Source organism: Amycolatopsis sp. cmx-4-83 (assembly GCF_046548815.1).
Taxonomy (GTDB): domain Bacteria; phylum Actinomycetota; class Actinomycetes; order Mycobacteriales; family Pseudonocardiaceae; genus Amycolatopsis; species Amycolatopsis pretoriensis_A.
Genome location: NZ_JAEBEF010000003.1, coordinates 337,603 through 351,359, shown reverse-complemented (window position 1 = coordinate 351,359; position 13,757 = coordinate 337,603). Strand labels below are relative to the sequence as shown.

At 73.1% G+C, this 13,757-nt stretch carries 9 protein-coding genes and 1 pseudogene; 5 read left to right on the top strand and 5 right to left on the bottom strand.

Annotated features, from left to right (window positions below; all coding sequences use genetic code 11):
• Positions 1-328: 328 nt before the first annotated feature.
• A complete protein-coding gene (locus ACLJQM_RS11145; protein WP_410631086.1) occupies positions 329-1,087 on the bottom strand; it encodes an IclR family transcriptional regulator in 759 nt (252 codons plus the stop codon).
• Between the two features lie 88 nt (positions 1,088-1,175).
• On the opposite strand from ACLJQM_RS11145, the gene ACLJQM_RS11140 reads away from it, so the two are divergent.
• The 5 genes from ACLJQM_RS11140 (at position 1,176) to ACLJQM_RS11120 (ending at position 7,161) form a co-directional block, all read left to right on the top strand.
• Positions 1,176-2,534: an FAD-dependent oxidoreductase gene (locus ACLJQM_RS11140; RefSeq protein WP_410631085.1), complete on the top strand. Its 1,359-nt coding sequence runs from the start codon at positions 1,176-1,178 to the stop codon at positions 2,532-2,534.
• A 136-nt stretch (positions 2,535-2,670) separates the two neighbouring features.
• Positions 2,671-3,900: an MFS transporter gene (locus tag ACLJQM_RS11135; protein ID WP_410631084.1), complete on the top strand. Its 1,230-nt coding sequence runs from the start codon at positions 2,671-2,673 to the stop codon at positions 3,898-3,900.
• Complete coding sequence (locus ACLJQM_RS11130) at positions 3,897-4,631, top strand: SDR family NAD(P)-dependent oxidoreductase (protein WP_410631083.1); 735 nt, start codon at positions 3,897-3,899, stop codon at positions 4,629-4,631. Before ACLJQM_RS11135 ends, ACLJQM_RS11130 begins: the two co-directional genes overlap by 4 nt.
• Positions 4,631-6,244, top strand: a complete 1,614-nt coding sequence (locus ACLJQM_RS11125; protein WP_410631082.1) for an FAD-dependent oxidoreductase — start codon at positions 4,631-4,633, stop codon at positions 6,242-6,244. Before ACLJQM_RS11130 ends, ACLJQM_RS11125 begins: the two co-directional genes overlap by 1 nt.
• 41 nt (positions 6,245-6,285) lie before the next feature.
• Positions 6,286-7,161 carry an alpha/beta fold hydrolase gene (locus ACLJQM_RS11120; RefSeq protein WP_410631081.1) on the top strand — a complete coding sequence of 292 codons (876 nt, stop codon included), beginning with the start codon at positions 6,286-6,288 and terminating at the stop codon, positions 7,159-7,161.
• A 78-nt stretch (positions 7,162-7,239) separates the two neighbouring features.
• Here the strand turns inward: ACLJQM_RS11120 and ACLJQM_RS11115 are convergent, their stop codons facing one another.
• The 4 genes and pseudogenes from ACLJQM_RS11115 to ACLJQM_RS11100 all read right to left on the bottom strand — a co-directional run.
• The gene (locus tag ACLJQM_RS11115) at positions 7,240-8,418 is read right to left on the bottom strand and encodes a 3-deoxy-7-phosphoheptulonate synthase (protein WP_410631080.1); all 1,179 of its coding nucleotides are present in this window, start codon (positions 8,416-8,418) and stop codon (positions 7,240-7,242) included.
• Positions 8,419-8,426: 8 nt separating this feature from the next.
• Positions 8,427-9,965, bottom strand: a complete 1,539-nt coding sequence (locus ACLJQM_RS11110) for a bifunctional 3-(3-hydroxy-phenyl)propionate/3-hydroxycinnamic acid hydroxylase (protein ID WP_410631367.1) — start codon at positions 9,963-9,965, stop codon at positions 8,427-8,429.
• A gap of 23 nt (positions 9,966-9,988) precedes the next feature.
• Positions 9,989-10,762: an arylamine N-acetyltransferase family protein gene (locus ACLJQM_RS11105; protein WP_410631079.1), complete on the bottom strand. Its 774-nt coding sequence runs from the start codon at positions 10,760-10,762 to the stop codon at positions 9,989-9,991.
• Between the two features lie 4 nt (positions 10,763-10,766).
• Positions 10,767-13,757 (bottom strand): annotated as a pseudogene (locus tag ACLJQM_RS11100) (type I polyketide synthase); the annotation flags it as partial.

Sequence of the window (13,757 nt, the reverse complement as noted above, 5' to 3'; positions counted from 1 at the left end):
GATCCGCACATGTGGGGTCGTGGTCAGTGTCCGAGGACCGAGTTGATCTATAACCCCACGCTGAAGTTCGCCACCGACCTGCAGGTTGAGTGACCCACATCCACATGGGAGATCTCCCACGTCTGCGTGTTCAAAGGGGGACTTGAACCCCCATACATGGGATATCTCCCGCGTTCGGGGAGATCATGCGGTCCCTATTATGAGGTTGTCGATGACCCGGTAAACGCCGAGGTCGGGTTGTGAGAGTTGCCCATGAGCCGGCTCGGCAAGGGCCACGCGGCCGGAGCAAGCTCCGCGATCCGCCCGCCCCCTTCGCTTCCACGGTGTCTTACCCGGCCGAGGTTCGCGGTGCCGGCTTCGCGTTCTCGATCGTCGCCGCCGCGCGGCGCAGGGCCGTCAGGTATTCCGGAAGCCGGTTCGGGGCGTAGCGGAACTCCGGGACACCCAGGGAAACCGCCGTGTGCGCGTGGTCCTCCCGGCCGTCCACCGCCACGCCCAACGCGACGAATCCCGACCTCGTCTCCGTGACGTTGGTGCCGAACCCCTTGGCTCGCACGTCTTCCAGGGTGCGGCGCAGGCTCCGGGGGTCGGCGGCCAGGCGTGAGCCGCTGTGGAGCGCGATGACGTCTTCGTCGCTCATCGTCGCGAGCATCGCCCGGCCTCCCGAGACCATGTGCGCCGGGAGCACCAAGCCGGTCCGGTCACCGACCCGGACCGCCTGCCCCGACTCGACCGTGGCGACGAAGTGCACGTCACGGCCGCGCAGCACCTGCAGGAACACCGTTTCGCCCGTCTGCGCCGCGAGCTCCTGCATCGCCGGCGCCGCCGACGTCCGCAGCCGGTTCAGCGGATCGCTGCCCGCTCGCTGCACCGGGAGGCGGTGACCCGCCCGGTACTCGCGCCGCACCCCTTGCTCGGCGAAGTCGCGGTACACCAGCGCGCTCAGCAGGCGGTGCGCGCTCGACCGGCCGATGCCCAGCAGCTGCGCGACGTCGCCGACCGTCACCGACGCACCGGCTTGCAGCGTCGCCAGCACCTGCAGCGCGTGGTCCACCGATTTCAGCGGATAACCCGGTGCGCGTCCCATCCCGTGATCTTAGCTGGTCAGAGCTTCGCGGTTCTGCATTGCGGAACGGAGGCCATCGCCCGGCTCCGGCGAGGCACCGTTCTGCACCATGACCGGACGAGAACCAGCGTTGCCGCACCCGACGATCAGCCTGCCCGGCGAAACGATCGAGGTCGACCGATCCGTGGACGTCGTCGTCGCGGGTGGTGGCCCGGCCGGGTTCTGCGCGGCCGTCGCCGCGGCGCGGTCCGGAGCCCGGACGGTGCTCGTCGAGCAGGCGCCCTTCCTCGGCGGCACGGCCACCGGCGCGATGGTCGCCAGCTTCATGGGCTTCTACTGGCGGGACGTGCTCGTCGGCGGCGGCATCGGCCACGAGGTCACCGAACGCCTGGTGAAAGCCGGGGGCGCGAAGGGGTTCACGCCGTACGTCCTCGCCGAGGCCAGCCGCAACCCGGTCAAGGTACGGACGTTCCCGTTCGATCCGGAAGTGCTCAAGTTCGTCCTCGACGACCTGCTCGCGGAGAGCGGCGCCGAGGTGCGGCTGCACACCCAGGTGGTCGATCCCCTCCAGGAGGGCGCCACGGTCCGCGGAGTCGTCACCCAGGACCAGTACGCCCGCCGCGCGATCCGGGCGCAGGTGGTGGTCGACGCCACCGCGAACGCCCTCGTCTGCCGCCGCGCGGGCTGCCGGACGCAGAGCCGGGCCGAGCAGCGGCGAGACCGCCAGCCGATGACGCTGATGGCGCGGCTGTCGAACGTCGATGTCGCGCGCTTCCGCGCCCTGCCGCGTGCGGAAAAGCGGCGGCTCGCGGTGGCCGGCGTCCAGGCCGGCGCGCTGAAGCAGGAGCTGCTCTCGCTGGTCAGCTCGCCCGCGGGCTCGGACGCGTTCATCCTCATGACCCGGGTGACCGGGCTCGACGGCTCCGACAGCCGGGACCTCACCGCCGCCGAACGGCTCGGCCGCGCCCAGGTCCGGGCCGTCGTCGAGTTCCTGCGGACGTCCGTGCCGGGCTTCGAACGCTCCTACCTCGCCGCGCTGGCTCCCTGGATCGGCGTGCGCGAAACCTGGCGCGTCGAGGGCGACTACACGCTGACCGAGGACGACGTGCTCGGCGGACGCCAGTTCGAAGACGCGATCGCCCAGGCCGGCGGCCCCTTGGACGTGCACGACACGACGGGGACCGGGCTCGTGCTGATCGAACCACCCGCACCGTTCTCCGTCCCGTACCGGTGCCTCGTCCCGCGGGGCACCGAGGGTTTGCTGGTGGCGGGCCGGTGCTTGTCCGCGACCGGACGCGCCATGGGCGCCAGCCGGCACATGGGGACGGCGATGGCGACCGGCCAGGCGGCGGGCACCGCCGCGGCCATCGCCGCCGGCGAGGACGTCAGTACCCGCGCCGTCCCGGGCGACCAGCTGCGCCGGGCACTGCGCGACGCGGGCGCCATCGTCGATTCCCCCGTGCGCTGACCCCGCCCTTTTCCTGCCCAGTCCCGTAACCCGACGTCGAAGGCGGTCACCGTTGACCCACACCTCATCGGCTCTGCACCCGAGGACGACCTCGCGAGCCAGACGACGCGCCGTAGCCGCGAACCTCATCGGCACCGTGCTGGAGTGGTACGACTTCTACATCTACGGCACGGCCACCGCGCTCGTGTTCGCCCCGCTGTTCTTCCCGGCGGCGAGCGCGGTCGCCGGAACGCTGGCGGCCCTGGCCACCTACGCGATCGGTTTCGTGTTCCGTCCCGTGGCGGGCATGGTGCTCGCGCGGTGGGGCGACACGATCGGGCGCAAACGCCTGCTCGTGCTCTGCCTCGTGCTGATGGGTGCCTCGACCGGCGCCATCGGGCTGCTTCCGACGCACGCCCAGGCCGGGCTGGCCGCCCCGGTCCTCCTGGTGGTCCTGCGGCTGGTGCAGAGCCTGGGGGCCGGAGCCGAGTACGGCACCGCCGTGACCATGACTTCGGAGTACTCGACCGCCGGACGGCGCGGGCTGTACGCGACCGTTCCCGCCCTCGGCGTCGGGCTCGGGATCATGCTCGGCACCGGCGCCTTCTCGCTCATGTCACTGCTCCCCCGTGCGTCCTTTTTGGACTGGGGGTGGCGGCTGCCGTTCCTCTTCGGGTTCTGCCTCGTGTTCGTCGGGCTCTACCTCCGGCTGCGGGTGGCGGAGTCCCCGGAGTTCGAGAAACTGCGGGAATCCGGGACGCTGGCGGCGAGCCCGCTGCGGGAACTCCTGCGCACCGGCCGCAAGCACCTGGTGCTGGCGTCCCTCGCCCGCTCGACCGAGTCCGTCTGCGCCCAGCTGTTCAACGTCTTCGCGATCTCGTACTGCACCGCGCAGCTCGGGATGAGCGCCGGGCCGGCCCTGAGCGGGGTCCTGGTGGCGAACGCCGTCGGGCTCGCGGTGATCCCGCTGAGCGGGCACTTGGCCGATCGCGTGGGCCGCCGTCCGGTGTTCCTCTTCGGACTGTTCTTCCTCGCCGCGTTCGCCTTCCCGTTCTTCTGGTTGCTCGAGACGCGGAACCCGCTGCTCGTCGTCGTCGCGCTGGTGCTCGCCTACGGGCTCGGCGTCAAGGTCATCCTCGCGGTGTCCGGCGCGTACCTCGCCGAGATGTTCGAGCCGCGGATACGCAACTCGGGGGTCACCGTCGCCCGCTCGCTTTCCGATCCGCTGGGCGGGTTCACCCCGTTGATCGCGTCGGCGCTGTGCGCGGCGACCGGTTCGTACTGGGCGATCGGCGCGCTGCTCGTCGTCCTCGCCCTCGCTTCGGCCGGAGCCGTCCTGGCGAGCCCGGAGACCCGTGAGCTGTCCTCGAAAGGTGTGTCATCGTGAATCACCCTGATGAAATCGGCGGCCTGCGCGTCCTGGTCGCCGGAGCCGGAAACGGCATCGGTGCCGGAGTCGCCGAACTGCTTCTGGCCTCGGGCGCGGTGGTCGTCGGCAGCGATCTACCCGCGGTGCGGCCGCATCTACCGGGGCTGACGGCCTGGCTCCCCGTCGACCTCGCCGATCCGCCGAGCGTGCGGGCGATGGTCGACGGCGCGACGCAGACGCTGGGCCACATCGACGGGGTCGTCAACTGCGTCGGCATTCTCGGCGATCCCGCTCCGGCGGCCGAGGAGCCGGTCGACCACTTCGAACACGTCCTTCGGGTCAACCTCACCGGGGCGTTCGCACTGTCCCAGGCGGTGCTCCCGGTGATGGCCGCCGCCGGGTACGGCCGCCTCCTGCACATCGCCTCGATGGCCGGCAAGGACGGCAATGCCGGGATGACCGGGTATTCCGCATCGAAGGCCGGGCTCATGGGCATGGTGAAGGCACTCGGCAAGGAGTACGCGACCACGGGTGTCACGGTGAACGCGATCGCGCCCACGATGGTCGAGACGACCCTCATCCGGGGGATGTCCGACGAGCAGGTGGCCCGGCTGCGCACCCTCATCCCGATGGGCCGGCTCGCCACGGTCGCCGAAGTCGCCGCGCTCGTGCGATGGGCCATCTCCCCGGCCGCGTCGTTCACCACCGGGTTCACGTACGACCTCTCGGGCGGGCGGGCGACGTACTGATGGCCGGCTGGGACCACGAAACCGACGTGCTGGTCCTCGGCGCGGGCGCGGCCGGGCTCACCGCCGCGGTCGTCGCCGCGCGTGCGGGCCTGTCCACGCTCGTCGCCGAGAAATCGGAGTGGGTCGGCGGAACCACGGCCCGCTCGGCGGGCACGGTGTGGATTCCGGGGCACCGGCAGCAGGCTGATCCCCGAGCGGACGTCGTCGAGGCGACGCGGTACCTCGACGCGCTCGTCGGCGACCGCAGCCAACGCGACCTGCGCACCGCGTACCTCCGGCACGCGCCCGAGGCGCTGGAGCGCTTGCGGCGTTTGGGGATCGGCTTCCGGCACACGGCCGGTGCCGTCGACTACCACCCCGAGGTGCCCGGAGCGGGCATCGGACGGGCGCTCGAACCGGAGCCCTTCGACGGACGACGCCTCGGCCGGCGGGCCCTCGGCCGGATCCGGCGCCCGATCCGGGAGTTCGCGCTCCTCGGCGGGACTCTGATGCTTCGCCGGGCCGAAGCCGACGAGCTGGCGGCCGCGTTCACCGGACAGCCGGTCCGGGCCGCGGCGACGGCGGGCCGCCTCGGCCTGCGCTGGCTGCTCGACCGCGCGGGCGGCTACCCCCGCGGAACCCGCTTGACCATGGGCAACGCGCTCGTCGCCGCCCTCTACGAGCGGTTGACGGCGATATCGGCGGACGTGTGGTTCACCGCGCACGCCGCCGAACTGGTCGTCGACGAGCGCGGCCGGGTCGAGGGTGCGGTGGTGCACCGGCGGGGCACGGTCAGCCGGGTCCGCGCCCGGCGCGGCGTCGTCCTCGCCTGCGGTGGCTTCGCCGCGAACCCCGCGTTGCGCGCCGAATACCTGCCGGAGCCCGTCCCCCAGTTCACGCCAGCCGTGCCGGAAGCCACTGGAGACGGCCTGCGCCTCGCCCAGTCGGTGAGCGGAGCCCTCGGCGCGGCCCAGGACGAGAACGCCATGTGGTTCCCCGGTTCCGTCGGCCGTCGACGAGACGGCAGCACGGCGGTCTTCCCGCACATCTGGGACCGGGCCAAGCCCGGCATCGTGGCCGTCGACGGAGCGGGCCGCGGCTTCGTCGACGAGTCCGTGTCCTACCACCGTTTCGTCCGCGCCATGTACGCCGCCGGGCCCGGCGTGGCGGTGCCGGCGTGGCTCGTCACCGACGCGGCGGCGCTGCGGACGTACGGCTTGGGCCTGGTCCGGCCGTACCTGCCGGGAGCGGCGTTGCGGCGTCATCTCGACGACGGCTACCTGCGGTCCGGCCGGTCCGTGCGGGCGCTGGCCGCGGAGATCGGCGCCGATCCCGAGGCCCTCGCGCACACCGTGGCGGCGCGCGGAACCGTCAGCCGACCGCCGTTCTACGCCGTCGCCGTCTTCCCGACGCCCTTGGCGACCACGCTCGGGGTGCGGACCGACACCGACGCACGCGTCCTCAGCGGGACCGGCGAACCCGTGCCCGGCCTATACGCCTGTGGCGACGACGCACACTTCTTCACCGCGTCGGAGTATCCCGGACCGGGATGCCGGGTCGGCAGCGCCGTGACGTTCGGCTACCTCGCGGCCCGGCACGCGGCACGGGACAACCTGGAAGGGAACGGACTTTGACCAACTCGCCGAACCGGCGCACGGTCCTCGGGAGCGCATTGATGGCCGGATTCGGGCCGCCGCCGGGTCACGGCAAGGCAGCCGGGACGGACTTCGTCCTGGTGCACGGGGCGTGGCACAGCGGTGCCGCCTGGGCGGAGGTGAGCTTCGAGCTGACGGCGGCGGGCGCCCGCGTCTGCGCCCTCGACCTGCCGGGCGCGGGACCGAACGCACGGTTCCCGGTGTCGTACCTGACCACCGGGCAGCAGGGGCTCACGACCGAGGCCTCACCGCTGCGGAACCTGACGCTGGAAGACACCGCCGACGCCGTCGTGGCCGCTCTCCGGCAGCTGCGCGGTGCCGGGCGCAAGCTCGTCCTCGTCGCGCACAGCCTCGGCGGGCTCACGGTGACGCGGGCCGTGGAGCAGGCTCCCGACCTGGTCGACCACGTCGTCTACGTCGCGGCCCTCGTGCCCACGCTGCTCGGGTCGGCCGCCGCCTACCTCCGACTGCCCGAGGCCGGACCCCGCTACCCGGACCTCTACCTCGGCGACCCCGCGGCGATCGGAGCGACCCGGATCAACTTCCGCAGCAGCGACGCCGGCTACCGCGCGCTGCTACACCGCACCTTCTACGGCGACGTCGGAGAAGAGCGGTTCCTGGCCTTCGCCAACGGTCTGGTCCCGGACAACCCCACCAGGATCGCCGCGGCCGAGGTCGGCGCGACCCGGGAACGGTGGGGATCGATACCGCGCTCGTACGTCCTGACGACGCAGGACCGGGTCGTCACCCCCGCGCTGCAACGCAGGATGATCGCCGACGCCGACCGGATCGCACCGGCCCACCGCTTCCGGATCGGCTCGCTCGAAAGCAGCCACTCGCCGTTCGCTTCGAAACCGCGGGAACTGGCGCGGCTGATCCGGACGCTCGCAGCGTGAGGCCTACGCCGGCATGCGCGGTACGGTCGCGATCGTTGCCGGCCGACCTCATCGTGCCGCCTCCGAGGTCCAGCGGCGTCAGCGGGCGATCGATTCCGCCGCCACCTCCGCGATCCCCAGCGCCTGCCGGACGTTGAGGCGGGGGTCGCACGCCGTCGTGTAGCGGGCCGGGAGGTCGCCCAGGGTGATGCCGTCGCCCACGCACTCGGTCACGTCGTCGCCGGTCAGTTCCAGGTGGATGCCGCCGGGGTGGGTGCCCAGCGCTCGGTGGACGTCGAAATAGCCGCGCAGTTCGTCGGCCACCCGGCCGACGTCGCGGGTCTTGTGGCCGCTCGGTGCCGTTTCGGTGTTGCCGTGCAAGGGATCGCACTGCCAGAGCACCGGGTGCCCCGCGGCGCGTACCCGCGCCACGATCGGCGGCAGCGCCGTCCGGACGCGGTCGGCGCCCATGCGGCTGATCAGCGTCAGCCGGCCCGGCGTACGGTCCGGATCCAGCCGGCGGACGTACGCCAGCACCTCGTCGGGGGTCGCCGTCGCGCCGATCTTCAGGCCGACCGGGTTGGCCACCAGCGCCGCGAACGCGACGTGCGCGCCGTCGAGCTGGCGGGTCCGCTCCCCCACCCACAGGAAGTGCCCGGAGCTGCCGTAGAGCCGGGACCCGGCACGGCGCACGAGCGCGGATTCGTAGCCCAGCAGCAATGCCTCGTGCCCCGCGAAGACCTCGCGCGCGCCGCCGAACGAACGCAGGCGGTGCAGCGTGCCGGCCGCGTCGGCGTAGGCCCGCAGCATCCGTTCCGGGTCCGGCGTCCGCGCCGCCGCGGTCGGCACCACCGAGTTGACGAGGTCGCCGCGGTAGGCGGGCAGGCCGGTGGCGTCGACCGGGCGCGACCGGGGCTTGGCGTACTGCCCGGCGATCCGGCCGAGGACTACGACGGGCAGGCCGGTGCCGATTTCGAGGACGTCCGCGACCGCCCGCAGGAGCTCGACGTTGCCGCGCAGGTGCTCTTCGGTGTTGCCGTGGAACGTCTCCGCGCAGTCACCGCCCTGCAGCACCAGGGCTTCCCCGCGCGCGACCTCGGCGAGCCGGGCGCGCAGGCGTTCGGTTTCGGCGACGGTCACCAGCGGCGGCACCCGCCGCAGCGCGCGGTGGATCTCCTCGGCCCGTGCGGGATCGGGCCAGGCGGGCTGCTGCGCGGCCGGCCGGGCGAGGACGTCGGCGAGCGCCGCTGGCAATTCGGCGACGACTCGGGTGTCCATTGTGGAGGTCATGCGTGCGAGAGCCTTCCCGAGTGCAGTGCGGCCAGCAGGTCGTCCACGAGGGTGCGGGCGCCGGCGTTGTCGGCCGCCCCGCCGAAGAAGTAGAAGTCGGGCCGCACCAGCGCGGCGACCGCCCCGGCCTCGGCCAGCAGTGGCAGGTAGACGTCGTCGACGTCGGCCACGGCACCCGGGACCTCCGCGTCGCGGGGCACGACGTGGGCCAGCCGGGTCCCGAGCGCGGCCAGCACCGCCCGCCGCCCGGCGTCGAGCAGTTCGTCCGGCGGTACGGCGGAAATCAGCGCGAACCCGGTCCCGACGACGTCGTCGAAGCGGCCGGTCACCCCGTCCCGGGACACCCGGCCTTGCGGGCTCAAAGTCCCGCCGAGTCCGGTGCCGTCCCGGTGGAGCACGCCCGCGGCCAGGGGTTCCACCGCGGCCTCCGGTGGGCTCGGCGTGGTCGTCCGGGCCCGTTGCGCGAGCATCACCTCGTCGCGGTCGCGGGCCGCCGCGGGGTCGGTCTGGCAAATCACCCGGCCCAGCTGCATCGACAGGCCGATGGCGTGCTGGACGTGCCGGCGCCGCTCCTCGGTGTAGCTGTCGAGCAGGTCCTCCCCCGCCTCGCCGCGCAGCACGAGGTCGAGCTTCCAGGCCAGGTTCGCCGCGTCCCGGAAGCCCGAGCACATGCCCTGCCCGGCGAACGGCGGCATCAGGTGTGCGGCATCGCCGGCGAGCAGCACCCGCCCGGACCGCCACTGGTCGGCGTAGCGCGCCTGGAACGTGTAGACGGCGTGCCGGTCGAGGGTCGCGTTGCCGGGGTCGATGCCGAACAGGCCGAGCAGCCGCCACGCCGATTCGGTGCTCGCGAACTCTGCCGCGTCCTCACCGGGTAGCCGCATGAACTCCCAGCGGCGGTGGCCCGGTCCCGCCGACACGGCCGTCCGCGGCCGGGCGGGATCGCAGATCTGCCGGTTGTTGGGTTCGAACGCGTGCGGCTCGTGCAGGGTGACGTCGCAGGTCAGCCAGTCGTTGAAAAACCCGAAGTCGGTGCTGCCGATGCCGGCGGCCTCGCGGACGAAGCTGTTGGCGCCGTCGGACCCGATCACCCACCGCGCGGTGAAGTCCTCGCCGTCGGTACCGACCGCCACGTGGTCGCCGTGGTCGGCGAGCGCGACCACGCGCCGCCCGCGCAGCACCGTGACGCCGGGCCGGGCCCGTGCCCGCTCGGCGAGCGCGGCTTCGAGCCCCGGCTGGTACATCGACGTCGACCCCGGCCAGCCGGACCGGCCCCGCTCCGGGACGTCCACCGCGAACAGCACCCGGCCGTCCGCGGTCTCCCAGACGTAGTCCCGCGACGACTCGCTCACCTCGCCGAGCGCGTCGCCGATCCCGGCCGCGGCGAGGATCCGCGCGGACTCGCCGTCGAACGACACCGCCCGCGGCATCGGGTAGGGCGCCGGCCAGCGCTCGAGCACGGTCACCCGCCTGCCTTGCCGCGCGAGCAGCAGCGTGAGCACCTGCCCGACCGGCCCGTAGCCGACCACGAGCACGTCGGTGTCCACCACCGTCCTGCTCACGCCGGCCTGCCGAGGATGTCCGCCAGCGCTGCGTCGTAGTCGGACTGGGTGACCAGGCCCCGGATCGTGTCGTGGCCGTCCTCGACGGTGAGCAGCCGCCTGCCGATGAGGATCTTCTGGCCGCGCTCGAACGCGCGGCCGCGCACCAGCGTGCCGGCGCTCGCGAGCCGGCGCGCGAACTCCTCGAGGCCGAGGCCGGGGCCGCGCCACTCGGCGAAGTCCCGGGGCCGCGGGTGGAACCGGTAGACCGCCTGCCAGTCGCCGGCTCGGCCGCGGCGCTGCACGACGTGGTAGCCGTCGCGCTCGACCACGCGGAAGTCGTTGCCGTACTGGTGCTGCACCTGCTCGGTGATCCGCAACGGTTCTACATAGGACGGCCCGACGAAGCCGACGTCGGTCAGCAGCAGCTCGCCGTCGAGCCGGACGTAGCCGAAGAGGTGTTCCAGGTCGGGGCCGAACGAGCCGTCCAGCTGCCGGATCCCCGCGGCGAGCACGCCGGTGTCGAAGCCGAGCCGGGTCAGCAGGGTCCGGAACAGGCCGTTGAGCTCGGTGCAGACCCCGCCACGGCCGCCGGTGACGACGCTGTCGAAAGCGGCGTCGACATCAACATCGACGTCCGCCCACAACGCGGTGCCCCGGGTCGCGTTGAGCGCGCTGTCGTAGGGGATGGTGATCAGGTGCCTCCGGTGGAGCCGGCGCAGGGTGTCCCACGTCGGCTCGGCCGGGCCGGGGTGGCCCAGCACGGAGAGGTAGCGGTCCACGTCAAACATCGCGCAGCTCCTGGTCGAGGTGGGCGGCGAGCAGTTCCGGGGTCGGGTGGTCGAAGATCAGCATCGCGGGCAGTTCGAGGCCGGTTCGCTCCTGCAGCCGGTTGCGCACCTCGACGGCGGTCAGCGAGGTGAACCCGATCTCGAAGAACACCGCGCCGGGGTCGACTGCGGCGGCGCCGTCGTGCCCGAGCACCGCGGCCACCTCGCCGCGGACCAGCTCCAGCAGCGCGTGCGCGCGTTCCTCGTCCGGCAACGCGGCGAACGACGCCGGCAGCTCGTCCGCCTGCTCGGGCACCTCCGCGGCCACGGCGGCGGAGGTCGCTTGCCCGAGCCAGTACCGGCGGTGCTGGAAGGCGTAGGTCGGCAGGTCGACGCGCTTGGCGGCCGTCCCGGCGTACAGCGGTTTCCAGTCGACCTCGGCGCCGCGCACGTGCAACGCGCCGAGGGAGGCGAGGAAGCGGTCCGGTCCGCCGTCGTCGCGGCGCACCGAGCCGGTGGCGACGGCGGGAACGCCGGCGGTGTCGAGGCTCTCCTGCACCGACGTGGTCAGCACCGGGTGCGCGCTCGCCTCGACGAACACCCGGAAACCTTCGGCCAGCAAGGCTTTGGTGGCGTCGGCGAAGCGGACGGTCCCGCGCAGGTTGCGGTACCAGTACCCGGCGCCGAGGTCTTCGGGGTCGAGCCACCGTCCGTCCACAGTGGAGTAGAACGGCAGATCGGCGGTTCCGGTGCGCAGATCGGCCAGCGCCCGGGTCAGCTCGCCCCGGACGGGCTCGACGTGCGCGGTGTGCGAGGCGTAGTCGACCGGGATCTCCCGGACCCGCACGCCTTCCGCTTCGAACGTTGCCACGAGTTCGCCGAGCGCCCCGGGATCGCCCGCGACGACCACCGACGCGGGCCCGTTGACCGCGGCGACCTCCAGCCGTCCGGCCCACCGCTCCAGCCGCGGGACGACGTGGTCGGCGGGCAGCGCCACCGAGGCCATGCCACCGTGCCCGGCGAGCCGGGTGGCGATGATCCGGCTGCGGACGGCGACCACTCGGGCGGCTTCGGCCAGCGGCAGCGCGCCCGCGACGGCGGCGGCGGCGATCTCGCCTTGCGAGTGCCCCACCACGGCGTCCGGCCGGACGCCGAAGGACCGCCACAGCCGCGCGAGCGCGACGGCGACCGCGAAGGACGCGGGCTGCACGACGTCCACTCGCGTCAGCGGGGGTGCGCTGGGATCGCCGCGGAGGACGGGCAGCAGATCCCAGTCGACGAAGGGCGCCAGGGCCGCGCCCGCTTCGCCGAGCGCGTCGGCGAAAACCGGCCAGGACAACAGCCCGGTCCCCATGCCGGTCCACTGCGTGCCTTGGCCGGGGAAGACTAACACCACTTTCCCGTCGACGTCGGCGACGCCGGTCAGCACGTTCGGCGCCGCTTCTCCCCCGGCCAGCGCGGTCAGGCCGGACACCGCCTCCGCCCGGGCCCCGGCCACGACGACGGCCCGGCGGGTGAGCGCCGCCCGGGTCGTCGCGAGCGACAACCCGACGTCGGCGAGGCGGGCGCCGTCTTCGAGGGGTGCGACCAGACGGCCGGCTTGAGCGCGCAGGCCGTCGGGACCGGCTCCCGACACCAGCAGCGGCACCACGGCCGGAACCGGGCCGACCTCGGCGGCCGGCTCGTGTGCCGGTGCTTCCTCGACGATGACGTGCGCGTTGGTCCCGCTCACGCCGAACGACGAGACGCCCGCTCGCCGGGGCCGTCCGGCCCGCGGCCATTCCCGGGCCTCCGTGAGCAGTTCGACCGCACCGCTGTCCCAGTCCACATGGGACGACGGCTTGTCGACGTGCAGCGTCTTCGGCAACACACCGTGCCGCAACGACTCGACGACCTTGATGATCCCCGCGACGCCCGCCGCCGCTTGCGTGTGCCCGATGTTCGACTTCAACGACCCCAGGTACAACGGCTCCGCCCGGTCCTGCCCATAGGTGGCCAGCAGCGCCTGCGCCTCGATCGGATCACCGAGCGTCGTCCCGGTGCCGTGGCCCTCGACGGCGTCGACGTCACCGGGTGCCAGGCCCGCCTGGGCGAGGGCCTGGCGAATCACGCGTTGCTGAGCCGGTCCGTTGGGGGCGGTCAGGCCGTTGGACGCGCCGTCCTGGTTGACCGCCGAGCCACGCACGACCGCCAGCACCGGGTGGCCGTTGCGCTGCGCGTCCGAAAGCCGTTCCAGCAAGAGAACTCCGGCACCTTCGGACCAGCCGGTGCCGTCGGCCGCGTCGGCGAACGCCTTGCACCGGCCGTCCGGCGCCAGCCCACGCTGCCGCGAGAACTCCACGAACGGCGAGGTGCCGAAGATGACCGCGACACCGCCGGCCAGCGCCAGCGAGCACTCACCGCCGCGCAGCGCCTGCGCTGCGAGGTGCACGGCCACCAGCGACGACGAGCACGCCGTGTCGACCGTGATGGCCGGACCTTCCAGCCCGAGCGCGTACGCCACGCGCCCGGACACCACGCTGCCGGAGTTCCCGGTGCCGAGGAACCCCTCGAGCCCGTCGGGGGCCGCACCGGCGGCGTAGTCGTGGTACATGACGCCGGAGTAGACGCCGGTGTCGCTGCCCCGCACCGACGCCGGGTCGATCCCGGCGCGTTCGAGCACCTCCCAGGAGAGTTCCAGCAGCAGCCGCTGCTGCGGGTCCATCGCCAGCGCCTCCCGCGGCGAGATCCCGAAGAACCCCGCGTCGAAGTCCCCGGCGTCGTGGAGGAAACCGCCCTCCCGGACGTAGGACTTGCCCGGCTGATCCGGATCCGGGTCGTACAGCTCCTCGACGTTCCAGCCCCGGTCCTCCGGGAACCCCGACACCGCGTCCCGGCCTCCGGCCACCAGGCGCCACAGGTCAGCCGGGGACGTCACGCCGCCCGGCAGGCGGCACCCGGCCGCGACGATCGCGATCGGCTCGCGGTGCCGGTCGTTCTCGGCGCGCAGCCGCTCGTTCTCGAGCAGCGCCGCGCG